Source organism: Acidobacteriota bacterium (genome assembly GCA_016715115.1).
Classification (GTDB): domain Bacteria; phylum Acidobacteriota; class Blastocatellia; order Pyrinomonadales; family Pyrinomonadaceae; genus JAFDVJ01.
The window spans coordinates 75,848-99,944 of sequence record JADKBM010000004.1; the positions used below are offsets into that span (position 1 = coordinate 75,848).

19 protein-coding genes are annotated in these 24,097 nt (G+C 55.2%); 4 read left to right on the top strand and 15 right to left on the bottom strand.

Translation table 11 applies throughout. The features are described 5' to 3' along the window. Positions 1-7: 7 nt before the first annotated feature. From IPN69_02600 to IPN69_02610, 3 genes are all read right to left on the bottom strand, one after another. A complete protein-coding gene (locus IPN69_02600; protein ID MBK8809604.1) occupies positions 8-3,277 on the bottom strand; it encodes a TAT-variant-translocated molybdopterin oxidoreductase in 3,270 nt (1,089 codons plus the stop codon). Between the two features lie 72 nt (positions 3,278-3,349). Beyond that, positions 3,350-4,012, bottom strand: coding sequence for a cytochrome c3 family protein (locus IPN69_02605; GenBank protein MBK8809605.1), 663 nt, complete (start codon positions 4,010-4,012; stop codon positions 3,350-3,352). 264 nt (positions 4,013-4,276) lie between these two features. Further along, a complete protein-coding gene (locus IPN69_02610) occupies positions 4,277-5,200 on the bottom strand; it encodes an ROK family protein (protein ID MBK8809606.1) in 924 nt (307 codons plus the stop codon). 181 nt (positions 5,201-5,381) lie between these two features. On the opposite strand from IPN69_02610, the gene IPN69_02615 reads away from it, so the two are divergent. The 3 genes from IPN69_02615 to IPN69_02625 all read left to right on the top strand — a co-directional run bounded on the left by IPN69_02615 (position 5,382) and on the right by IPN69_02625 (position 8,056). Then, positions 5,382-6,122, top strand: a complete 741-nt coding sequence (locus IPN69_02615) for a DedA family protein (GenBank protein MBK8809607.1) — start codon at positions 5,382-5,384, stop codon at positions 6,120-6,122. 79 nt (positions 6,123-6,201) lie between these two features. Next, a complete protein-coding gene (locus IPN69_02620) occupies positions 6,202-7,224 on the top strand; it encodes a hypothetical protein (protein MBK8809608.1) in 1,023 nt (340 codons plus the stop codon). 109 nt (positions 7,225-7,333) lie between these two features. Next, a complete protein-coding gene (locus IPN69_02625) occupies positions 7,334-8,056 on the top strand; it encodes a hypothetical protein (GenBank protein ID MBK8809609.1) in 723 nt (240 codons plus the stop codon). A 117-nt stretch (positions 8,057-8,173) separates the two neighbouring features. Here IPN69_02625 and purQ read toward each other — a convergent pair whose 3' ends face one another. Both purQ and purS read right to left on the bottom strand, forming a co-directional pair. Then, on the bottom strand, positions 8,174-8,875 hold the full coding sequence (gene purQ, locus IPN69_02630) for a phosphoribosylformylglycinamidine synthase subunit PurQ (GenBank protein MBK8809610.1): 702 nt from the start codon (positions 8,873-8,875) through the stop codon (positions 8,174-8,176). A gap of 93 nt (positions 8,876-8,968) precedes the next feature. After that, the gene (purS, locus tag IPN69_02635) at positions 8,969-9,217 is read right to left on the bottom strand and encodes a phosphoribosylformylglycinamidine synthase subunit PurS (protein MBK8809611.1); all 249 of its coding nucleotides are present in this window, start codon (positions 9,215-9,217) and stop codon (positions 8,969-8,971) included. A 156-nt stretch (positions 9,218-9,373) separates the two neighbouring features. Between purS and IPN69_02640 the strand changes: the two genes are divergently transcribed. Further along, positions 9,374-9,784, top strand: coding sequence for a DUF4870 domain-containing protein (locus IPN69_02640; GenBank protein MBK8809612.1), 411 nt, complete (start codon positions 9,374-9,376; stop codon positions 9,782-9,784). On the opposite strand, the gene IPN69_02645 is transcribed toward IPN69_02640, so the two are convergent. The 10 genes from IPN69_02645 to IPN69_02690 form a co-directional block, all read right to left on the bottom strand. After that, positions 9,781-11,073, bottom strand: a complete 1,293-nt coding sequence (locus IPN69_02645) for an adenylosuccinate lyase (protein ID MBK8809613.1) — start codon at positions 11,071-11,073, stop codon at positions 9,781-9,783. The two genes, IPN69_02640 and IPN69_02645, sit on opposite strands and share 4 nt — an antisense overlap. Positions 11,074-11,592: 519 nt before the next feature. Next, complete coding sequence (locus IPN69_02650) at positions 11,593-13,038, bottom strand: trypsin-like peptidase domain-containing protein (protein MBK8809614.1); 1,446 nt, start codon at positions 13,036-13,038, stop codon at positions 11,593-11,595. 180 nt (positions 13,039-13,218) lie between these two features. Beyond that, the gene (locus IPN69_02655; protein ID MBK8809615.1) at positions 13,219-14,349 is read right to left on the bottom strand and encodes an AI-2E family transporter; all 1,131 of its coding nucleotides are present in this window, start codon (positions 14,347-14,349) and stop codon (positions 13,219-13,221) included. A 130-nt stretch (positions 14,350-14,479) separates the two neighbouring features. Continuing rightward, positions 14,480-15,520, bottom strand: a complete 1,041-nt coding sequence (asd, locus tag IPN69_02660; GenBank protein MBK8809616.1) for an aspartate-semialdehyde dehydrogenase — start codon at positions 15,518-15,520, stop codon at positions 14,480-14,482. Positions 15,521-15,739: 219 nt separating this feature from the next. Further along, positions 15,740-16,258, bottom strand: coding sequence for a hypothetical protein (locus tag IPN69_02665; GenBank protein ID MBK8809617.1), 519 nt, complete (start codon positions 16,256-16,258; stop codon positions 15,740-15,742). Between the two features lie 120 nt (positions 16,259-16,378). Beyond that, positions 16,379-16,972, bottom strand: coding sequence for a hypothetical protein (locus tag IPN69_02670; protein MBK8809618.1), 594 nt, complete (start codon positions 16,970-16,972; stop codon positions 16,379-16,381). 18 nt (positions 16,973-16,990) lie between these two features. Then, entirely contained in the window at positions 16,991-17,413 is a 423-nt protein-coding gene (locus IPN69_02675) for a hypothetical protein (GenBank protein MBK8809619.1), read from the bottom strand. A gap of 258 nt (positions 17,414-17,671) precedes the next feature. Next, positions 17,672-18,073 carry an aminotransferase class I/II-fold pyridoxal phosphate-dependent enzyme gene (locus IPN69_02680; protein MBK8809620.1) on the bottom strand — a complete coding sequence of 134 codons (402 nt, stop codon included), beginning with the start codon at positions 18,071-18,073 and terminating at the stop codon, positions 17,672-17,674. Between the two features lie 29 nt (positions 18,074-18,102). Beyond that, the gene (locus IPN69_02685; protein ID MBK8809621.1) at positions 18,103-20,922 is read right to left on the bottom strand and encodes a VCBS repeat-containing protein; all 2,820 of its coding nucleotides are present in this window, start codon (positions 20,920-20,922) and stop codon (positions 18,103-18,105) included. Positions 20,923-21,140: 218 nt separating this feature from the next. Beyond that, positions 21,141-23,840 (bottom strand): alpha/beta hydrolase, encoded by a 2,700-nt coding sequence (locus IPN69_02690; protein ID MBK8809622.1) that lies wholly within the window; start codon positions 23,838-23,840, stop codon positions 21,141-21,143. Positions 23,841-24,097 lie beyond the last annotated feature (257 nt).

The window sequence follows — 24,097 nt, forward strand, 5'->3', positions numbered from 1 at the left end:
AAAAATCCTAATGTGCCGCCGTCTTCGACTCGCCGTCCTTCTTTTTCGGCGCGACATAACCGGGCATTTCCTTGTTCTGATTCTTGAGTCCCGCCAAATAGGTCGTCCGCGGCTGCGTGTTGAGTTCGTTCAACAGATTGTAGTCACGACGGTCGGCTTTCAGTTTCGAAACTTTGCTCGACTTGTCGTTCAAGTCACCGAAAGCGATCGCTTCCGCCGGACACGCGGCTTGGCACGCCGTGACGACCTCACCGTCGCGGACCTTGCGCCCGTCCTTTTCGGCCTCGATGCGGGCCGCCGCGATGCGTTGCGTGCAGTAGGTGCATTTCTCCATAACCCCGCGCGACCGAACCGTAACTTCCGGATTGCGCATCAGTTTGAACTGCGCCGTGTCCCAATCCTGATAAAGCAGGAAGTTGAATCTTCGGACCTTGTACGGACAGTTGTTCGAACAGTAACGGGTTCCGATGCAGCGGTTGTAAACCATATCGTTCAAACCTTCGACGCTGTGGACGGTGGCATGAACGGGACAGACGACCTCGCACGGGGCCTGCTCGCACTGCTGGCAGAGAACCGGTTGGAAATTCGGGCCTTCGGGCTTTTCAAGCGTGCCGCCGAAATAGGCGTCGACGCGCATCCAATGCATTTCGCGGCTCCGTTCGACCTGCTCCTTGCCGACGATCGGGATGTTGTTCTCCGACTGGCAAGCGATGACGCAGGCGTTGCAGCCGACGCAGCTGTTGAGATCGATCGCCATTCCCCAACGATGGTTTTCGGCATAGCCCTTTTCGAAGAGTTCCGGCTGATACATCGTTTTGTCGATCTCGTTGTGCTGCTCGCCGAGTTTTTCGTCGGCGTTGAACTCTTCGAGATCCCAGACGCGCAACAGATCGCGGCCTTCCATATTGAAGTGGATCTGCGTCGATGCGATCGTTGTCTGCTCGCCGGTCTTCGTGATCTCGCCGCTGCCGAAATACATCGCGTCGGACCTGCGCACGTCGTAGGCGTTGTAACCGAGATCGGTTCCGACACGGCCGGCTTTCGTGCGGCCGTAGCCAAGATAGATCGCGACCACATCGTCCGGCTGTCCGGGAGCGATCCAAACCGGCACCGGTTTCGAGATCTCGCCGCCCTGGAATTTAAGTTTGACGAGATCGGAAAACATATTTCCGCCCTTCGAATTGATGAAGGCGGTCGGACGTTCTCCGCCGGAAAACTCATCCGCGTCGTTGCCGCGATTAAGACCGAGTTTCGCGGCCGTTTTCGGGCTCACGAGCGCGACGTTTTCCCAGGTGATCTTGGTCAGCGGATTCGGCAACTCCTGAAGCCATCCGTTATTGGTGAACCGGCCGTCGTAAACGCTAGGATCCGGCAGGATCGAGATCTCGATCGCCCCCGCACCTGACGTTGCCGGTACAGCCTGCCCCATAAACGCCGGGTTGACCTTGACTTCCTTAACCGCGGCCTGCGAGTTCGGAACGACGCCGTCGTGAACGATCCGGCGCCAGTTCTGATCGAAGGCCTTCGCACCGGCCGGCGCCGCAGTCGTCGGCGACGGAGTTGCCGCCGGGGCCGTCTTCGCGGCCGGGGCAACCGGCGTTTCGACCTTGGCTTCGGTCTTCGGCTCGGTCTTCCCGTCGGTCTTCGCTTCGGTCTTCTCGACCGCAACCGGTTTGACCGCCATATTCAGCGTCTGCTTCTGCCAATACTCACGAACGATGTCGTAATCCTTCTTCTCGAAGTTCTCCTTGAAGAACAATTGAAGAACTTCGTGCGCGCTTTTGCCGCTGTAAAGCGGATCGATCAGCGGCTGAACGATCGAAACGGTTCCGTCATAGGCGCGCGTATCGCTCCAGCCTTCAAGGAAATGCTTTTCGCCGACGTGCCACTGGCAAAGTTCTGCGGTTTCATCACGATAGCGTCCGAGATGAACGCGGTACGGTATCTTGTTGAGCCGTTCGGCGTTCAGTTTGAGGTCCGCCGGTGTGTTATAGACCGGGTTGCCGCCGAAAACGACGAGCATCTTGACCACGCCGGCATCGATGTCTTTGACAAGTTCGCGCAACCCTTCGATCTGAAGCGTTTCAGCATTCGCCTGCGTCGGTTCGGTGTAAACGACCGTTTTGCCGACGTTTCCGAGCGTTTCATTGATCGCGTGAGCGATCGCGTGGACCGCCGCCGGCTGATTATCGCCGACGACCACGAGCGATTTTCCGGCATGCTCCTTGAGATCCTTCGCCATCGGCGCGATCCAGTCGGCAAACTCGGCCAGGTTCGACGTTGCGCCGGCGACTCCGACCGCCTTTGCAACCGCCTTTGCGATCTCGGTCATCTGGCTCGGCTTGACGGCCAGACGATGATCCGCTTTGGCGCCCGTCAGCGACATCGTTGTCTCAACCGCGTAGAGCCGGTTGATGTGTTTCTTTTCTTCGGACCACGCGCGGCTTTTCGCGAAATCCTTGATGTAGCGAATGTTGAATCCGGAGAAAATATCTGCGTCGAGCGTCAGGACACGCTCGGCCTGATCGAACTTGTAAACCGTGTTGACCGCCGAACCGAAGGCCAGTTTGGCGCCGGCGACGACGTTGTCCTTGTTGAGCGGTTCATACTGATACCATTTCGCATTCGGAAGCTCGGTTTTGAGCTGGTTGAACTGTGCGATGAGCGTCGGGGATGAAATCGTCTCGGTCAGGAATCTGACGCCGGCACCGCCATTCGCGCGATTGTCTTCGACCTTCACGCGGACGTCATTCATAAACGCCTGCCAGGTCTTCGGCTCGCCGCGATTGACGATCTCCTGAGAACGATCGGGGTCATAGAGATCGAGCAAAGCGGCCTGGGTCAGAACATCGGTCGAGCCGAGGCTTCCCGGATGCTCGGGATTGCCTTCGAGTTTCGTGGGACGCCCCTCGTTCGAGCGCGCCAGCAACCCGTTTCCGACGCCGCCGAGCGTCATCGCAGTCGCGTAGTACATCGGTTTTCCTGGAACCAATCCTTCCGGCTGATTGACGTACGGCACGATCTTCTCGGTCGGCTGGATGACGCATCCGGAGAGCCCCGCAAGTGCGAGCGAAGCGCCCATCACCTTGATGAAGTTTCGGCGGCTGACCGAACTGTCCCATTCCTCTGCCTGCGCCGGATACTCGTATTTGACGAATTCTTCGAATTCGGGCGCGTCGACAAACTCTTCGACGCTCCGCCAATACTCTTTTCCGTTCTGCTGAAGAATGCGTTCCTTCAACTGTGCAAAGTTAGTTTTACTGTCTTTGCTCAACATTTATTTTTGATCCCTCGATTATTTTTGCTAACCAAAATGGCTCGGCCGATACGAAATCAGCAACTCACAACTCTAACGATGACACGTCGAACAGCTCGTCATAAATTCCTTGCTGCGCAATTTCTTGATCGTTTCGGCGACTTCCTTTTCCTGCTCCGGCGTTATGTCGTCCTTGTTCCAGGCGGTGTTGAAGATCTCTGCTTTCGGACGAATATTCGGCCCCGGATCCCGATGGCACGCGAGACACCATTCCATCTGAAGCGTGTTCTGTTGGTAAACGCTCGCCATATTCGCAATGTCGCCGTGACACGACGCGCACCCGACTCCCTTCGCGACGTGTATGCTGTGATTGAAATAGGCAAATTCGGGAAGGTCGTGAACGCGGACCCATTCGATCGGTTTGTTGTCGCGGAAGCTCGCGCGAACCGGTTCCAGATACGGGCTGTCCGCCCAGATCTGCGTGTGGCAGTTCATACAGGTTTGCGTCGGCGGCATTCCGGCCGACGATGAAGTTTCAACCGCAGTGTGACAGTAGCGGCAATCGATGCCGTCATCGCCGACGTGGTGCTTGTGGCTGAACTGTACGGGCTGCGGCCGCTCGAGCCCTTGATTTGTCAGGTATGACGACCGAGCGATCTGCGTGTACGCGTAAAACGCGAGGCCGCCCGCAATAATTGCAACGAAAATACTTGCCTTGGCAATGTTATTCGCTCCGCGATGAAAGATCTGTCCCATTATGTTTCCTTGTCCGGGTGTCTGCTAAATTAAACCTCGGCCATCCCAAATCTTGCGATTTGGGAAAAGCCCGAACCTTTTTTACCTTTTTTAAGAAGAACCGCTACCGATCTTGGTATCTTTGCGTCAACGCAAACTCAAAAAGTCAGCGGATGGACGCAATCAGAATTTGTTAGGATACGTACCTCTAGCCCCTTTCTGCAACGATCAAGCAAATAAGTTTAGCTGATAAGGAAAATTAATCCTTCAAATGTTCTAAATTTATTACAACGTTTTCGACAATAATGCAACTCCGATAGCCGCCGCCTCGACGCCGAGTTTTCCGGGAACGATCGTGGTCTTCTCAAACGAAGGCTTGAAGGAGAACTCACCGGCACGCATCATGATCCCTTCGATCAATGTTTGATCGGCGTCCGCGATCTCGCCGCCGATAACGATGTGTTCGACGTCGAGCAGATTGATCACATCCGCGATCGCCGTTCCAACGTAGCGGCCGGTTCTCTGCAGCATCAAGTGCGCAAAATCGTCTCCATTCTTCGCGGCGAGCACCACGTCCGCAACGGTTATCTCATCCTCCGAAACCTTTCCGAGCGACGACGTGCTGTCCTGATGAAAACGTTGCCGCGTCCGCCGGATGATATTCGTCGCCGACGCCACGTCCTCGAGCCGCGTGCCGTCTTCGTCAATCGCAAGAAAACCGAACTCACCGGCAAATCCCGATTCACCGTGCCAGATCTTGCCGTCGAGAATGAGCGCGCCTCCGACACCGGTTCCGAGCGTCACGTAGAACATATTTCGGCTATCGCGTCCGGCCCCAAACGAAAACTCTCCGAAGCCGGCCGCATTCGCATCGTTTTCGATCAGAACCTTGAGCCGGGTCTTCGCTTCAAGCTCGCCGAGAACGTCGATACCATGGAGATCGGGGAAGTAAGATGAAAAAGCGATTCGCCGGCTATCACGGTGGATCAGCCCCGGAAACGTGATGCCTATCCGATCAAACGTCCCGAACTTCGAACGCAACTCATTGATAAACCCGACGATCTGGGGAAGAACGTCGTTTCCGCGAATCAGAGGCGCGGCGTGCGCTTCAACGATCGCGCCGTCAGCGCCGATGCAAACTGCGCGGAGCGTCGAAGTGGTAACCTCGACCCCAACAGCATTTTCCGTATTGTTATCAGGGAAGCTCATTAATAATCCTGGCCGTGAACAGCGGTTTAGCAGAAAACTACCGCGATTTTAGACAGTTGCCGGAGAAGTGTCAAACTTGATCCGTGATTTGAATTGTCCGCGCGGCGAGGCGTTGACGGAACCACGTTTGGACGTTACTCTCTTCATAAGTCCGCCGAAAATTCACGTTTCCCGTTTTTGTATGGAACAGCTTTCGCAACTTATCGAACAATACGGCATTTACGCCGTTTTCGTGTTGTGTACCGTCGAAGGTGACATCACCCTGCTCCTTTCCGGGGCGATGGCGCACAGCTCGTTTTTCGGTGACTATAGTTTCATAAAGATATTCATCGCGGGCACGCTCGGCGGTATGGTCGGAGATAGTTTCGGCTATATGATCGGCCGGGTTTTTCACGAAAAGGCAAAACATTACCGCTTCTATCAAATGGCGCAGCCGCGGATCGAGCGGTTGATCGACAAATTCGGCGGATTCGCGATCATCATCTCGAAATACATCTACGGGATCCGCGCCGGAATGTGCCTGTTCTACGGAATCGCGAAAACGCCGTTTTGGCGTTTTCTGATGCTCGACGCGATAAGTTGCGCAACGTGGGTCCTGGTTCTCGCCGGTTCGGGCTACTTCTTTAGCGGCGCGATTACGAGCATTCTCGGCAACTTCAAACAGGTTGGGATCTCGCTCTTCTTTGTCGTTCTTGTCGGAATCATCATCTTTTACGTTGTCGAACGCTACTGGCTTTCTGAAAAGGTCGAAGAGGTCACGCCTGAGACTCTGCATAAGATCGAAGAGAGGATACAGGTTCTCGAAGACGTCGCGCAGGAAAAACTTCACGGACTCGGCGAACGCCTGCACCTGACCTCGCCGAAGGGCGATGAAGACGCCCCGAAACCGAAAGAAAAAGCGGCCGGCGCCTCGAAAGAATAGCCTTCCAAATTGTTAATTCCGAACCGTTAATGATAAAAGGTTAGTTTGACTTTGAAATCCCCAAGTCAACGTTTTAACTATGATTATCCATTCGTCCGCGCCGACCCGAGTCGATCTCGCCGGAGGCACCATCGATATTCCGCCGCTCTTCCTTTTTCACGAAGGCGCCGCAACCGTGAACTTCGCCGTCAGCCTTCTCGCACATTGCCGGATTGAAACCCGAAACGACGACAAGATCGTACTCGGATCGCTCGATCGCGGGGTACAGTTTGAGACCACGCTCGGCGCGATCGATTCGTTGAAAAACGAGCCGCGGCTCGAACTGCTCGCGAAGCTCGTTTACTTTTTCAAACCGACCGTCGGATTCAATATGATCACCGAGTCACAGGCTCCGGCCGGCGCCGGACTGGCCGGGTCATCGACTCTCAACATCGCCTGTATCGGCGCGCTCAACAAACTGGTCGGCGATCGCTACACGCCTGATCGTTTCATCCCGATCGCGGCGGCGGTCGAATGTCAGGTGATCAAGGTCCCGACGGGATATCAGGATTACTACTCGGCTCAGTACGGTGGCGTTTCGTGCATACATTTCGGACCGGAAGGAATGCGGCGCGAAGCGCTCGACATTGACACCGAGGTGCTCTCGCGCCGGATCGTCGTCATCTATACGGGCGAGCCGCGGAACTCGGGAACGAACAACTGGGAGATCACGAAACGCCACATCGATGGCGACGCGGAGCTATTCGAGATCTTCGACGGGATTCGCGATACGTCATTGAATCTTCGCGGGGCGCTGCTTGAAAACGATTGGCAAGCCGTCGGGGAGCATCTCAAGAGCGCGCATCCGACGCGCAAGCGCATGTCCCCGAACATCACAACTCCGCAGATGGACAAACTGATCGACGTCGCATACGCCAACGGCGCGATTGCCGCGAAGGTCTGTGGCGCCGGCGGCGGCGGCTGCATCGCGTTTTTCTGCGAAGACGGTCGCCGAAACGATGTCGAACGCGCGCTCGCCGCGCAAGAAGGCGCGGAGGTTTTGAACTGGACGCTTTCGCTCGAGGGACTGACGATTCGCGAGATCTCTGCCGGTACCGTTTGACCGGGTTCAGGCGACCGGATCCGATCGAAATCCGTCGCTTTCCGAGTCGGCCCTTAATGCGGCCAATCGGCGTTGGGTTAACGAATCATCTCAAGACAGGAGAAGATCAATGAAGAAATTATTGTTTCTCGTCCTTATCGCGTTGTTTTCGATCGGCGCGTTCGGTCAGGAAGACTTTTCGTCGTCGCGTCTGGACACACTCTCGACTCGCCTGAAGCGTGACACGGTAGATCTATCGGAACGCGCGACCGATGATCTGCGCCGAAGTCCGGGCGCTGCCAGAGCGCTCATTGAAGAAGCTTTCCTGGCGAGCCAGATGGACGCGTCGGTCGGTCTTTTTCAGGATATGATCCGCGATCGGCGCCGCGCGTCCGAACTCCGTGACGCGGCCGCGATCCTCAACGATGTTGCGCGCCGCGCGCCGTCGGTTTCGAACAACGCGACGCTTTGGCGCTCCGTCCAGACGTCGATCAACGACATCAGCCGCGAACTCGGCGGAACGACGGGCGGAGGCGGCACCGTTGACAATCGTCCGATACTTGGCCGTGTCTATTGGCGGGGAATGGTCGATGACAAGATCCAACTAGTGATCCGCGGAAGCCAGGTCGAAACCCGAACAATTTCTGGCCGGACGATGCCCGACGGAACGTTCAGTTTTACCTCGGCGCTCCCGGCCGGCGATGTCACTGTCGGAGTCACCCGAACGCGCGGACGCGGACCCGTCAAGATCATTCAACAACCTTCGAAATCGAATGAATTCACCGCGATCGTCGAGGTCTATGACGATGGCGGCGGTAGCCGTGATTATCAGTTGGATATTTATTGGAAATAGTTGACGGTGAGCGGTGAGCAGTGAGCGGTGAGCAGTGAGCGGTGAGCGGTCAGCAGTAAGCTGTTAGCGGTCGCCTTTTTTTGCACTTTGCACTCTGCACTGTCCACTCTGCACTTTTCAGCTCGCCCTTTGCGCGATCGAATTGGTGAGCGATCTGAAGATCTCGCGGCCGTCGTTTGAACCGAGCAACTCTTCGCAGGCGCGTTCGGGATGCGGCATCATTCCGAGGACGTTGCCGTTCTCGTTGCAGATGCCGGCGATGTTCGAGCGCGCGCCGTTCGGGTTCGCGGCGTCGGTGACCTCGCCGCTCTCGTCGCAATAACGGAAGACGATCTGGCCGTTCTCTTCAAGACGGTTGAACGTCTCGTCGTCGCAGACGAAATTGCCCTCGGCGTGCGCGATCGGGATCGACAATACCTCACCCGCAGTAGTGGCGCTCGTGAACGGCGTCGACGCATTTTCGACGCGCAGATTCACGTGTTTGCAGATAAAATGCAGATCGCGGTTGCGGATCAAAGCGCCCGGCAAAAGCCCCGCCTCGCAAAGTATCTGAAAACCGTTGCAGATCCCGAAAACGAACTTGCCCGAAGCCGCGAATTCCTTTACCGCGCCCATCACCGGCGAGAATTTCGCCAGCGCGCCGCAACGCAGATAATCGCCGTAGGAAAAGCCGCCAGGAACGATGATCGCGTCGTAACTGCTCAGGTCGGTCTCTTTGTGCCAGACAAAATCGACCGGCTGGCCGACGTGTTTCGAGATCACGTGATAAGCGTCGTGATCGCAATTTGAACCTGGAAATACCAGAACTCCGAATTTCATCTTTTTGGTGATTATTGGATCAAAAACCTCAATCTGCCGGTCGTGAATGGTCAATGGCTGGCAGCACACGCCGTCTGTTGAACGACGGCAAGATCAACCGTTGACTACTTCGACCCTGTAATCCTCGATCACGGGATTTGCCAAAACGTCGCTTGCGATCTGCTCGACCGCGCGCTTGGCGTCTTCGGCACTGAGCGAATCATCGAGCGCCACCTCAAAATACTTTCCCTGCCGGACATCGGCGATCTTCTCAAAACCCATCAGCTCGACGGAGTGTTGGATCGCCTTCCCTTGCGGGTCGAGGATGCCCGGTTTTAGCGTTACATAAACTTTTGCTTTCATATTGATTCGGTTCAACGGAGCTTTTTTTCAAAACGGAAGCTAAATTCTTGCGCAAATTCTTGTTTCTGGCAACGTCCTTATGTTAGATTTTCGGTACGAGTTTTGACTTCCAATTTAAAAATTTTTCAATTTCAGCACAAAGGAGCTTCAAAAACTATGCAAAACATGTCCGGCGGAAAAACCGCCTTAGGATTGGATACCGGGATCGGCGTATTGATCTGCTATTTCGGCAATCTCGCCTGCGGCTTGCCGCTCGGTTTGATCTACTGCATCTTGGTGGTCGTTCAGGATCAAACGAACAAGGTCGCACGGTTCCACGCGTTTCAGAGTCTCTTTTTGGCGGTCGCTTCGATCGTCATCATGATTCCTTTGGGGATCGTTTACGGAATCAGCTTCGCTGTCGATGTTGCGATCGGTTTTCCGCTATTTATCGCGTTGACCGGCATCGGCGTCCTCGTCTTCAGTTTGGCGATTCTCTATTTCGTCATTATGGCGGCGATCAAAGGTTACGGCGGCGAAATGTACAAGATTCCGGTGATCGGTAACTTCGCCGAAAAATACGCTTAATCGAAGACGCGTTTGAAAACGGTCTCGACGTTTCGCAGATAATGCTTTACATCAAAGGCGCGGGCGATCTCTTCGGGCGAAAGCTTTGAAGAGATGTCCGCGTCTTTCATTACCAGTTCGCGATACTCGCCGCCTTCGTCCCAAACCTTCATCGCGTTGCGCTGCGTCCAAGCGTAAGAGTCCTCGCGCGAAACTCCTTTTTGAGTCAGGGCGAGCAAAAGCTGTCCGCTGAACACCAAACCCCGTGTCAGGTTCAAGTTCTTGAGCATATTTTCCGGATAGACGATGAGCGTATCGAGCAACGAGGTCGTTTTCGCCAGAATATAATCGAGCGCCGCGCTCGAATCCGGCAACACGATGCGTTCGGCCGAGCTGTGCGAAATATCGCGTTCGTGCCAGAGTGCGACATTCTCAAGCCCGACGACGGCGTTCGCGCGGATCGTCCGCGCCATTCCGCAAATGCGTTCGGAGAGGATAGGGTTGCGTTTGTGCGGCATCGCGCTCGATCCTTTCTGGCCGGTCTTGAATTTTTCCTGAGCCTCGCGAACCTCGGTCCGCTGCCAATGCCGGACCTGGAGCGCGATCTTTTCAAGCGAAGACGCGATGATCCCGAGCGTGCAAAGATACTCGGCGTAACGGTCGCGCTGAATTACCTGAGTCGAAACCTCCGCGGCACCGATACCGAGCCGCGCGCAGACACGTTCTTCGACCGACGGCGCGAGATGCGCGAACGCGCCGACCGCGCCCGAGATCTTGCCGACGGCAACCGCCTCGCGCGCCCGCACGAGCCGATCGCGATTGCGCCTGAACTCGGCATACCAAAGTGCCCAGCACAACCCGAACGACGTCGGCTCCGCGTGTATCCCGTGCGTCCGGCCGATCTGCGGTGTGTCCCTGAACTCGAACGCGCGGCGTTTCAGGACCTCGAGCAGCGAATCAACTTTGGCAAGCAAAAGATCGCACGAATCGCGCAAGAGAAGCGCATTCGCCGTATCGACGACGTCCGATGAAGTCAGTCCGTAATGCACGAAGCGCGCCGCCGGGCCGATGTTCTCGGCCAGATTCGTCGTGAAAGCGATAACGTCGTGATCGGTCGTCTTCTCGATCTCGTTGACGCGTTCGACCGTGAACGCCGCCTTTGATTTGATGTCCTCAAGCGCGTCGGCAGGAATGATGCCGTCCTCGGCGTGGACCTCGCAAACGGCAATCTCGACGTCGAGCCATTTCTGAAACTTGTTATGAAGCGACCAGAGCGCGCCCATTTCCGGCAGTGTGTATCGTTCGATCATTTGCTTTCTCCCGTGCGAAAGAAGCAATTATCCAACTTCGACACCTGTTTTTCAAAGGTGGGCTGCGTGAAATGCCGCGCCGGCAGGGCCGTGCGCCGGATCGCGGCGCGGACACCAAGAATCGGCGGTCAGCCGGTTTCCCGCACGGCGACCGCAAAGCGGCAACGTCAGCGCGTTTAGTCCTATTCGGTCCAAGAATCCGGGAAGGCCGGGCCTTTTCGCGTCTATCGCAGATTACGCAAAAGAAATTTTGACCGCCAACAAACGCGAAACTGTCTTCTCGATGTGACCGGCCCGACCGAGCATTATCTGACCGCGTTAAACTTGTAAGCTATTGTGTCAGGGCCGTTTATCGCCCAGGTTGCGCGAACTGACAATTACCGCGGTTTTCCGTCCCACTTCTTGATCGCAGAATCGATTTCGCGTTTTTGGCGTTCCGCGGGAGAGTATTTCCTATTGCGTAATTTGAGTTTATCCCGCATTCGAACGAAGTCAGATTCTCAAATGCGTGATTCGGGTTCAATTCACGATCGCTTCCGCCGGAATCGTTTTCGGCAATTTCAAATCGATCGTCTGGGTCTTGCCGTCGCGCTCGACGACCGCCTTTATTTTCTTTCCGAGATTCGCTTTGATCAATAGTTTCAATTCCTCGATGTCCCAGACATTCGTAAAGTCGCGGCCGGCAACCGATTTGATGGTATCTCCGGGCCGCAATCCGATCTTGTCGGCGAATCCATCGTTGTATACAACCAGCATAAAGAACGGTCGCCGCGCATAGACCAGGACTCCAAGGCGGAATCCGCCAGGTTCCTTCGCCAACATCAAACGATATCTGAGCTTGGGGAACAGTGACTCTCTGAACTTCGCCGATGTCCGCTCGAGTTCGGCGACTTCCGGGTTCATTTCGACCAGTTTTTCTTCAAGGCTCTTTCGAAAAGCCGACGACCGGCTGAATGCATCCTGCGCCTGCGCACCCCAAATGCCGGTTTGCTGTCCGACGACGACCGAACGGATGAAGTTCTCGCTGCTCGACTTTTGGAATACAAGCGCCTGCAGTACCGATTTGATCACTTTCTGCCGCAGCGCATCGTCGGTCCGGATCTCTGCGACCTTGCCGCCGATGATATCCAGATCCTGCTGAAAATCGTAAACCGGCTTCGGAACGCCGTTCCTGAAACCGAAGCCCTTGATCCCGACGTCCGCCCAATCGATGATGTCCATATTATCGCTAAGAATCAGTAGCGCATTGCCAAGTAGAGCATCAACGGCGTCGTTGCCCGCGTTCGCCTCCGGCTTCGCTGGCGTGGGCGTTGGAACCGGCTGGCTCACCGGAATTTGCGCCCAAGGCTCCGTCGGAAGGCTGTTGTCGAGCGCCAGAATGAATCCTGCCGGAATCATCGTCGGCACGACCTTGCCTTCGATCTGCCGAAGGGTGAGCAATCCGACGACCTCTCCTTCCGAGTTCAACAACGGCGCGCCGCTGTTCCCGATCGGAACATCGCCGTTCAAGATCGCCCATTTCGAACCGTCCTTGCTGGCAGGTTCGGCGACCGTTACCGGCAGCAAACCGAACGCAGTGTCTTTTACTCCGGCAACGAATAGGTTGGCTCCCGCCGGCGAATCGGCCGCCGAGAGTTTCAGCAGCGGCCGGCCAAAGACCTTTATTCTGACAAGCGCGACGTTTCTCGTTTCGTCTTTGTCGATAACGCCGGTGCACTGGAACTCATCTCCGGAAGGAAACCGCGCGACGACGCGTTTCGCGTCACGCACTATATGCCACGCGGTCGCAACCATCCCGTCGCGGACAGCCAGGAAACCAACGCCGTTCTGCGCGGTCCCGTCCTGCTTTTGAACCGACAATTCGACAATCGACGATAACGCTTGTTGCGCCGGGTCTTGCTGCGCGCGAACGCCTAAAACGGCCAGGAAGAAGAAAAAAACAACAACCAATGAACTGCCTTTCATATATGACACCTCCGGCGACGCGATGACATTGGGATTTTGCGCCGACCGATCCAAACGACGAAACGGCAAGAATCGTTCCCGCGAGAATGACTGCGAATTCGCTCAGGATGCGCCGATATGCAAGTTGGAATTTGGAAATCTTTCGCGCTTTTTCGGGTATTTTTGCCCACCGGACGCGGATCATTTTTCTTGAGAGGCTGAGGCAGGTTCGTCCGGAACGTCTTTACTTTTTCCCTTCTTCGTTTTCACGACTTCTCCGGGGTCGCCGAGAACGCCTTCGATATAGGCCTTTTGCACGAGAACCATCAACACGGCGAGAATCGGCGTCGCCAAAACCAGTCCGAGACCGCCGATTGTCACGCCGAGGACGATCTGAAAAGCGACGGTCAGAGCCGGCGGCAATTCGACCGTCCGGCGTTCGATGTACGGCGTCACCAGGTTTGACTCGATCAACTGAACGACGATGAACAGGATAAGCACGTAAAGCGCCTTGATCGGGCTGTCGATGAACGCCAAAAGGATCGCCGGAACCGCCGAGAAGATCGGTCCGAAGTTGGGAATGAATGACAGAAGCCCGGCGATCAGTCCAAGCGTCAGCGCGAGCGGAACCCCGAGAATCGAAAGTCCGATCCAGGTCAGCAAGCCGATGAAGATCATCGAAACGGTCTTTCCGATCAACCACCATTGAAGCGTGTTTCCGATCTCACCGACAATCTCGGACACGCGCGGCCGGACCGTGATGGGGAAGAGTTTCGTCAGCCCGTCAGTATGGAGTCGCGGTTCGCTGGCGAGGTAGATCGCCAGCAGGATCATTATGAAAAAGTTGCCGATCGCCCCGACCGTCGATGAAAAATATCCGCCGACCTGCGACAGCAGATTCGAAAAGTCGACCTCGCTGATGCGTCGCTTGATCTCGGTGCTGTCCGGCAACTGTTCGAGAATCGCGCGGCCCCACCCGAATTGATTCAGGTACTCATCAATCTTGAGCCAGGATTTGGGAAGTTCCGTGCGCAGATTTCGATATTGGTCGACGATATCGGGCGCGAGCAGCGAGACGGCGCCCGCGAGGACTATCAGCAAGATCGTCGAAACCAGGAAAACCGAAAGCCCCTCGGAAAGCCGGCCGCCGGTATTGACGAGATCCGCCAATCCGCGCAGAAAGATACTCAAGAGAATGGCGGCGAAAACAAGTAAGATGACATCGATCGTGAAATATGCGAGCAGTCCGATGAGGCAGACAAAGACTACGATCGAAACCGCGATCAGAACCTTGACGACGAATTTTGCGTTTTCAGACCCGGTTGCAGGCATAAATTGATCCAACTAGACCTTTGAATCCGTAAATTCAAGATTCAGTTTTTGGGAGCTTTGAAAAACCGGATTAACGAAGATAGTCTGGCGACCACCAACCAATCCGAAATCCGAATTCACAAATCCGAAATCACAACAGTCCTTTGCTCGCCAGAAGTTCGGCGTTCAGAACCGCCGCGCCGGCGGCCCCGCGAACGGTGTTGTGCGAGAGCGCCACGAATCGATAGTCGAAAATATTGTCCGGGAAAAGGCGACCGACGGTGATCGTCATTCCGTTGCCGGAGTCGCGGTCGAGGCGCGGTTGCGGACGCGACGGCTCCTCGATCACGTCGATAAACTGTTTCGGCGACGAATACAGGTCGAGCGAAGGAAAGCTCTTCATCGCCTCGATGACATCTTCGAGCGTCGACGTCTCGCGCAGATCGACGCGCACCGACGCCGTATGGCCGTCGATGACGTGCACGCGAAAACATTGCGCCGAGACCGAAAAGTCGGCCTTTTCGATCGCGCCGTCAACGAACCGGCCGAGGATCTTCTGCGCCTCCGTCTCGACCTTCGGTTCCTCGCCGGCGATGTAGGGAATGACATTGTCGGTGATATCGAGCGAAGGCACACCCGGATAACCCGCTCCGGAGATCGCCTGAAGAGTCGTCACGACGACCGATTCGATGCCGAAACGTCGGTGGAGCGCCGCGAGCGGCGGAGCGAAGCTGACAACCGCGCAATTCGGGTTGGTGACGATGAAACCCTTGCCGAAACCGCGTTTGGCGCGTTGTTTCTCAAGCAGGCCGAGATGATCCGGATTGATCTCCGGGATCAATAGCGGGACGTCCTCGTCCATTCGAAACGAAGACGAGTTGCTGATCACCGGATAACCGGCCCGCGCGAACGATTCTTCCGTCTCACGGGCGACGGATGACGGCAAACTCGAAAACACGAGATCGCAATCGAGCGGCGGTTCGATCGGTTGGACGACGATGTTCTTGACGTTTGCGGGCATTCCGCCGGCGAGTTTCCACGCGCAAGCTTCGACGAACATCTTGCCCGCCGAACGATCCGAAGCCGCAAGCGCGGTGATCTCGAACTGCGGATGATTTTCCAGAAGCTGACAAAACCTTTGTCCGACGGTTCCGGTCGCGCCCAAAATTCCGACTCTGTATTTTTTAGCCATAAGACTTGAAAAGTTTAAGGGACGGCGTTGAAAAAGAAAAGGAGATGCGCGACTTGTTGCCCGGATCCGATGCCCACCCGATGCGAATCCTTTGGCCGCGTTTGACTAACGGCAACACGTCCGCCTCTCATCGACCTTGCAAATTCGAGCGGCAAGCCGCGAACCAACGACAATCGCGACGGCACCGACGCTCACAATTTCCACGGATTCATCGACGAATCAGTCGGTCCCGCGGCACGATCTCTTGGCGGCCGTGTCGGCAAGTTTTTGGGCCAAGGCGTTCTGATTTTTCGCCGGACGAACAATATCCGTTATGCAGGCGCCGGTATCGATGATCTTCGAAACCACCAGATACGATGTGATCTTGGTCGAATCTTCAGGGTCTTCGCTCGCATTGAAGCGGATTATCAGCGCCACCGGAGTCTTCCTCTTCATTCGCCATTCGGCTTTCGTGCCGACGCTCGAAAAGCCGGACGAGATCGAACCGAATGAAAGTTCGTAAATCGTACCCGACGGCATTACGACATTGACCGACTGCCGAAGGTCGCCTTCGGTGACTTCAAGCTTGAATCCCGCAACGCCTTTGCATTCGCCGCGATACCAACCGGCGCCCTCGTCTTCCTGTTCGAGAGTTTTGCAGTCTTTCGCCTCAAGACTCGTATAAACACTCCTGTTTTGCGCGAATCCGATCGTTGCGGCGGTCAAAATAACCAGCACCAATAGTAAAGAATTCTTCATTTTTCTTCCCCGCGCATTCAGCACGGACTCCCGATGTTGTTTCAGACTATCAAGCCGAGGCTTAAACCCGTCGCCCCGCCAAACACTTGGCGGCCGACCGATTTCATCTCCAAACGCACTTTACTCCTGTTCGATCCGCCGAAAAGTTTCGCCGGTCCATTCAAAACTCGACAACGTAAAATCAGGCTCGCCGTCGTCCTTGCACATATTGCAGGCGAGTTTCAAGGTCGTACCGACCCGCGGAAGCAGATAATAGACATCAGTTCCGCTCTCCTCGATGTCGAGTTTCTTCGCCTTGAAGATCTTTTCTATCTCCGTTTCGGTCGGCTCCTCGAAAACGGCCGACGTGACATCGGTCCAATTACCTTTAGAGTAAGTATAGAACTTCACGAAGCCCGAACAGGCCGGACCGCACCCGGTTTCGGAGTGCGCGATCAGATAAGTGCCGTCCTTTTTCTTGAAGAGCGCGATCTCGGCCCAACCTTCCCACGCGCCTTCGAGTCTCAGGTAGCCGTTCCTGACATCTTCGATCTTGATCAGGGAACGGCGATGCTTCGCAACGGCCGCTTTTCCTTTGATCGGTTTCCCCAGATTGTCGGTCGCGTATTTATCGCTTGGAAACGCGAGATAGTAATCGGTTACCGTCCTCGGTTGAGCGGAGACGGCAACGCCCAGTAAGAGCATTAAAAGGCTTGCAAGTATCGTTTTTTTCATAATTCTTATGTCCGTGCCCTACCGATACCAGTCGCCGACTGTGATTCCGGAAATCGTGCGTCCGCTTCTGACGTTCAGCCTGATCTTCTTCTTCGACTTGCAGCGGACATCCATTCCGCACTTCACGAACTCGTTGTAATAGGCCTTTTCACCGGCCATTTCGCGGGTTTTCCCATAAATGTAGTACTTGCCCGCCGGCAGCGATATCTCGTATCTCGCGGCGCCGCGATTGACCTTGAAAACATATCCGGCCTTGTCCCTCGAATTCGAACACACCGTACGTGTAGTTCCTTCGACGCAAACGACCATATCGGCCGGGATAAATTCACTCGGATAAGTCAGCTTACCCTTGATTTTTCCATTTCCCTGCGCGCTGGCCGCAACCGGAACAAACGCCAACGCGACGATGACAAACGCCAGCGTATAAAAGAACTTCTTCATACTAACCTCCTTCGCACGCGAGGCGCGCGAACTCGGCGCCCGCAAGTCTATTTTACCCCTCCTCGGTGCGCGTTTACAGTTGCGGCGAACCTTGAGCGGTCTTCTTCGAAAGATCTCGGGATCGGGTGCGGACGGCTATCCGCGGTTTTGGAACGGAATACGACGAATAGAGTTAGCGTTCAAGTTTGGCGGCCAAACTTGAAACAATGGAACACGCGAGGTCCTATGAAGATCTTGAACGATCCGAAGCTGAGCGAGTCAAGTTATTTCGAGCGCTTCTTTCATCCGTCTGACGCCTTCGGCCATTCGCTCTTCATTGTTGCAGAAAGAAATGCGCAGAAATCCCTTTGCTTCGGAACCGAAGGCAATTCCCGGAACGGTGATGACGCGGTTTTGCAGGAATTTTTCGGCGACCTCGAGGTCGCTCATTCCGAGCGGGCGAATGTCGAGCATCGTGTAGAAAGCGCCCTCGGGCGATGTTCCCTTCAGTCCGAGTTCCTTTTCCAGAAGCTCGATCAGGAATTCGCCGCGGCGTTTGTAAATCGCGCGCGCCTCGGCCTTGGAGGCCTCGGCTTCCGCCGTCCAGCCGAGCAACGACGCCTTTTGCGAGATCGTCGGGGTGCAGACCGTTAGGAATCCGTGAAGCGTCAGCGCTGCCATTTCGACGACTGATTCCTGAAAACGTGTGTCTAGCGCACGTAGGCGCTCGGCACCGGCAAATCGGGCGGAAGCCCAAATCCCTGTATAAGAGTTCCCGCAGTCGAGCGTTGGACGTACCAAGTGGAATTTGACGGGCGAAACACCGCTGCATCTGTCTTGCCGTCGCCATCGTAGTCTCCCGGCGCGGGAGTGTCACCCCCGGCCCCGAACGGGAATGAATAGAACGTAAAATCTTCGCTCCTTAAGATGAACCACTCACCATTCGAAGGACGCCAGATCGCAATGTCCGTTTTGCCGTCGCCGGTGTAATCGCCTTGAACCGTGCGATCCGTTGCGGAGCCAAACGTTACTGCGATTCCGCCCGCCGTTGAACGGTTAAGCCACCATTGTCCGAGGCTGGGCCGGAAAACTGCGATGTCAGCCTTCCCGTCTCCATCGTAGTCGGCCGGCACAGGCCGATCGCCGCTGACGCCGAACCCCTGAATGGTGGTTCCGCCGCTTGAGCGCTGAATGTACCAAGTTGAATTTGAGGACCGGAAAACTGCGGCATCCGTCTTACCATCGCCGTCATAGTCGGCGGGCACCGGGACATCTCCATTCGTCCCGAACGGGAAGCTGTAGAAAGAAGAATCCTCGGACCTCAAGACGAACCATTCTCCGCTCGAAGGACGAAATATCGAAACGTCGGATTTTCCGTCGCCCGTAAAATCACCCGGCGTTAGAATGTCGGACGAATTCCCAAAAGTGTGAACGATCAACCCGTCTGTACTGCGTCCAAGCCACCACTGACCATTCGCCGGCCGGAAAACCGAGAGATCCGTTTTGCCGTCGCCGTCAAAGTCTGCAGTGAGTTTAGATTTCGCTGATGGAATTCCGCTCAGAAAATAAACCGATCCCCGCCGCGCGTCGTCGAAAACCGCGCCCACCACGGCGTTCGAGCCGTTGATCGCAACGCTCGATCCGTAAAGATCATTCAGCGAACCATCAGGCGCAACAACGACCGGAAGCTGTGACCAGTTTGCCCCGATACCCGTGAAGAGATAAGCCTTGCCGTTGCGCGAGGAATTCTGGGGTGCACCAATGATCAACTTATCTCCGCTAATGCTCACCGCGTTTCCAAACTCATCGTTGGCAATTCCGTCATTCGCCAACAACTGGCGTTGGAAAGACCAGGTGTTTCCGGAGCCGGTAAAGACGTATGCCGATCCCTGATCGACATTGGAACCGACATCGTCGAACCGCGCGCCGATCAGTGCCGTATTTCCGTTGACGCCAACGCTGAAACCGAACTGGTCGCCGGCACCGCGTTGCGGAGCAGTCAGAATCGAACGCTGCGTCCAGATGCGCGGAGTTCCGGCAACCGGAGTAAAGATATAGGCGGAACCGAAATCGGGCGAAGATGTCGAAGACTGTGCTAAACGGGCACCGATGATAACTGTATCCCCACTGATCCCGACGCTGTAACCCATCTGGCTATTGCTCGTCCGCTCGCTCGAGACCATTCTGGATTCTTCGGCCCAGGTCGAACCGGTTCGAAGGTACGCATAAGCCGAACCGCAGTTTGTATAGACGCTTTCATCGTCCAGATAAGCCCCGACGACAGCCGTATTGCCATCGATCGCCACGCTCCACCCGAAGTTATCGCCCGCCGCGCCGTCGCTTTGCCGCAAACGCTGTTGGAAAGTCCAGGTCGTTCCGCTCCGAACATAAACATACGCCGCGCCCTGATCGATATTCCCGCCGTTGTCCTGTGTCGGAGACCCGACGATTACCGTATCGCCGCTGATCGCCACGCTATAACCAAACTGCGCCGCCACCTGCGCATCCGCCGTCGGCATCGTCAGTTTTTGCTGAAGAACCCAGCTCGTGCCGTTTCTTACATAAACATATGCTGCGCCTTGATCGTCGTTACCTCCAACCGCATGACCATTTGCACCAACGATCGCTGTATTTCCGTTTATCGAAACGCTATTTCCGAAGAAATCGCTTAATGCACTGTCGGCTGAACTTACTTTTACAGGAACTATCGGTCCGCTTGAAGCGGCACTCTGGTTAACGGTAAATGCTTGCCCTGCAACTAAAATTGAGCCACTCCGCGCATTCCCGGAATTCGCCGCAACGGTGAACGTAACTGTTCCGTTACCACTTCCGGTCGATGAGGTTGTTATCCACAACGCGTTACTCGTCGCGGACCAAGTGCAACCATCGTTTGACGTTACGCCGAAATTTCCTGCACCTCCCGATTCAGAGATCGTCGTGCTAGACGGACTTAAACTATAATTGCAACTTGAAGAGGCGGCCTGATTGATGACATAGTCCTGCCCGGCAATCGTCACGCTGCCGCTCCGGGCCGCACCAACATTTGCCGCGATCTGAAGTGATGCTGTCCCGTTTCCGCTGCCAGACGAACCGGACGTTACCGTAATCCACGGCACCGACGAGACGGCGGTCCAGGTGCAGGTCGAACCGGTGGTTACATTGACGCTGAGGCTTCCGCCTGTCGAGGCTACGCTTTGAGGGGATGCTGGACTCAAGGCGAACGTACAATTTGACGATTGGTTGACCGGAATGACGACTCGGCCGACACTGATGCTTCCGGATCGAGCCTCGCCCGGGTTGAACGAGATGAAATAGTTGAGCGTTCCGGTACCGCTTCCGAAGGTAAAAGGAGAGAGCCACGAACTGCTTTCGCGCACGTTCCAATAACAGCCGGTCTCCGCCGTGACGGCGATCGTACCGCTCTGACTTGACGCGCCGACGTTCAAGGCCGCGGGCGTCACAGAATAGGTGCATGTCTCGAATAGCGTCGATGCAAACGGTGGTGTTACGAGGACATTTTTGTCGCTCACTGAGGTGCCAGCGCCCTTAATCGAAACTCCTGTCACCACATACGGCCCCGAAACACCGTTGTATCCGATATTCCGCGCATTAAAATTAAGCACCGCGATGTTACTGCCCGCGTTTAGAGAAGCATTCCCGACAGTCTTTCCGATCTGGTTACCGTTTCGGTCTGTGAGCACTGCGGACCAGGAGTAGGCACCCGCCTGCCGAACATTCACGGGCAGATTTACCCGCAAAATATCGAAGAGTCCGTTGGAATTTGTGTCGACCCTAAAGCGGTGCCGTTTCGCTCAATCCTGATTGGCGAAACCTGAAAGTCCAGATATTGATAGGCTGCGGTTTGGTACAGATTGCCACCGTTTGATATCGATACCGGAATGGCCCGTCCGGAATTCTCCTGGAAGAGCGACAATTTGCTGAGGGTGAACGACCCGTTCGTTTGATTCTGATAAATTTGCTCTCCGCTGAATTCCAAACCCAGCGTTTGGATGCCGGGAGCGAGCGTGAAGCGACGGCGCGAACTGATCCTGTGATTGGCCGAATCGGTAACTTCAGCGACGGCGACGTAATTACCAGCGATGTCGATATTGACGCCCGCCTGAATCACAAGGCTTGAAAATGCCGACGGAGCGTTTGCCGCGGTCGTGCCAGAATCGCTGAACTTTCCGGTAAACTCGCCGCAACTCTGCGAAACAAACGCGGTGTCGTTATCCTGCCTGTCGAAGGCAGGAATACTGCCGTTTGGCCCGCGGCTCGCCGTGAACTGAGCCCGATAATCACCGACGACTGTGGCGGCTGGCAGATCGAAGGAGTAAATTCCATCGTTCGGCACGGCGTCGCCGTTTGTTCCGTCGTCAACCAGGCTCAAGGTTATTGAGGTTCGATTCGGTTCGTCCGGAATAGCAAGGACGGCGCCGACGACGGCCCCAACGATCGGCGAATTAGACGTTTCGTCGCGTAGTCTGCCTCTCAGCTGCAGCGTCTCGCCGCTGCAAATCGAAGAACTTTCAAAGGAACCGTCGAAGTCGATGACCGGAGAATTCCCGCTAATGAAGATACCGTAAGGAACCGGCGGAGTGCCGACCACCGTCGCGGCGGTTACCTCCACATTCCAAATTCCGGTTTGGAGTGTAGCGAAATTCTGTCTTAGAGACCTCGCGCCAAGACCGTCCTCCTCATCGTCTGGGACCGGAATTCGTATGCCATTCGGCGAGATCAACGTTAGGTTCAGGTTGTTGCCCGGTTCAACGCCAGGATTCTGTTGGTCGGAACGATAAATGAGTTGGAACGTAACGTTCGAAGCCATATCGATGGTGAACGATTCCGTCTTAGTCTCCCCACCAAAAATAGTTCCTATTCTGGGAGTGAGTGTGGCAACCGCCGGATTTCCCGCGCGGGTCGCGCGTTCCTCCGGCGCGAGACATGGAAAACTCGGTTGTGGCCAAGACAGACTTAGAACTGCGGGACTGATACAGTCGAAAACAGAATTAGATTGATAAAGATCGGAATGGCCCGCATCGAAGCCACGATAGAGAAGTTTTGTCAGGCTCTCAGCCTCGATCGAGAACACGCTTGCGACGGAAACTACGCGATCATCTTTGAATATGTCAAAAATTCCTCCGTCAATATCTCCGGCCAGAACCGTGTAGTCGACCGACGATCCGGCAGGATAAGCCACATTGAAGGCGGCCATCGATTCGGTCGTCAGTTGATCAGTTATTTCAGCGGGACAACCCCACCGCCAGCCAGGGGGACGATAATCCGCCAAGAAAGATCCGCCGTTCGGCGTGCCCAGTTGGATGATTTGCGAAATATATTTCTCGTAGCCCTTCGAGTCGGCATAGCGCGCTTCGAGGCCACCCTTGCTGTGAGCGAGAATGTTTATCTTGTCCACTTTCAGGCGTGACCGCATTTTATCAATCTCGGTTTTGAGTCGATCGCCATTGACTTCGATGGTTCCGCAAGGGTCCAGCGTGGCCACGGCCGCTACGATGCTTCGCTCCGGCTGTTCCCGCGGATCATCTGCGTTCGGCGTTCCCTTCGACATTCCAAGGTCGTCGAATTTCGGAAGCCACGTGTTCCAGATCTCTGGTTTAGAATCCAAGCCATGGACCAAAAGAACCGGACGAACCACATCAATCTCGATGGAAACCCAATCAACATAGACGAAGTATGCGCCGCCGCATCCCGGCGATGTAGCCCTTTCAAGTTTAATCACATTAGTACCGATCGCTCCCGGTGCCGACGGGAATATCACATCCTCTACGGGAATATTGCTAATGACGATGTCGCCGGAACCGGTGACAGCGCTGGTGTTGTATTTCTTATTGTTGAAAGTCACGAAATAACTATCGACGACCGGTACGGGATTCGAAAAAATCAGCGTGTTTATTCTTAATGTGGCGGTAGGGCGAATAAGTCCATTTTGCAGTAGGAGAGGCATGTCGTCTTTTGCGTCACCAATGAACCGGTCGATCGGCACATTGAATGTTCCGGTTGGGACACCCTGACAGCCGAAGCGGTTGAGGTCCGTGTCCAACGAAGTGTTGGTTACCGAAGGATTGTCCAGGACAAAAAGACTGTCGCTGCACGGGTCCGGGTTCACCGGCAGCACGAAGGTGATTGCCGGTATGCTTCGAGGATCACAATTTCGTTCGTAAGGTGTTTGACCGCCGATCTGGTTTTGGGAAGAATACGGCGGGAATCCTGCCCGCAAGAAAGTGGCGATAATCGAGTCGCCGGACAAGTTTCTATCCACGGAAAAACCATCGCCGTTTGCCTGATTGTCGAAGAGATTCCGCGCTTGTCCCGCCGAGTTGAAAACGGCCGCCGACAAAACGATCACGAGGACCAAGATTCTACCGAGCAGACCGATGGAGGACGACTGACCATGCGCCGTGCAGGTGCCTTCTTTGAGCAATGTCATAATTACTTAAATGAACTTTAATGAGACGGGGTAGAGCGTTGCCAACTGTACCATGACAACGGTTTAGTCTCAAAATAGCAAAGAGTTCCGATGGGCCTGCGCACCGCTCGCAAGATTGGTTTTTACTTTTCGCGGTTGATCTTTCGTAGTTCGTAGTTCGCTGTTGATAGTTCGTCGGATTTTTGCACTTTGCTTTCCGCTTTTTGCATTCAAGAGCGCCAACTATTCATGATTCACTAACTCATTTCGAGTAAACC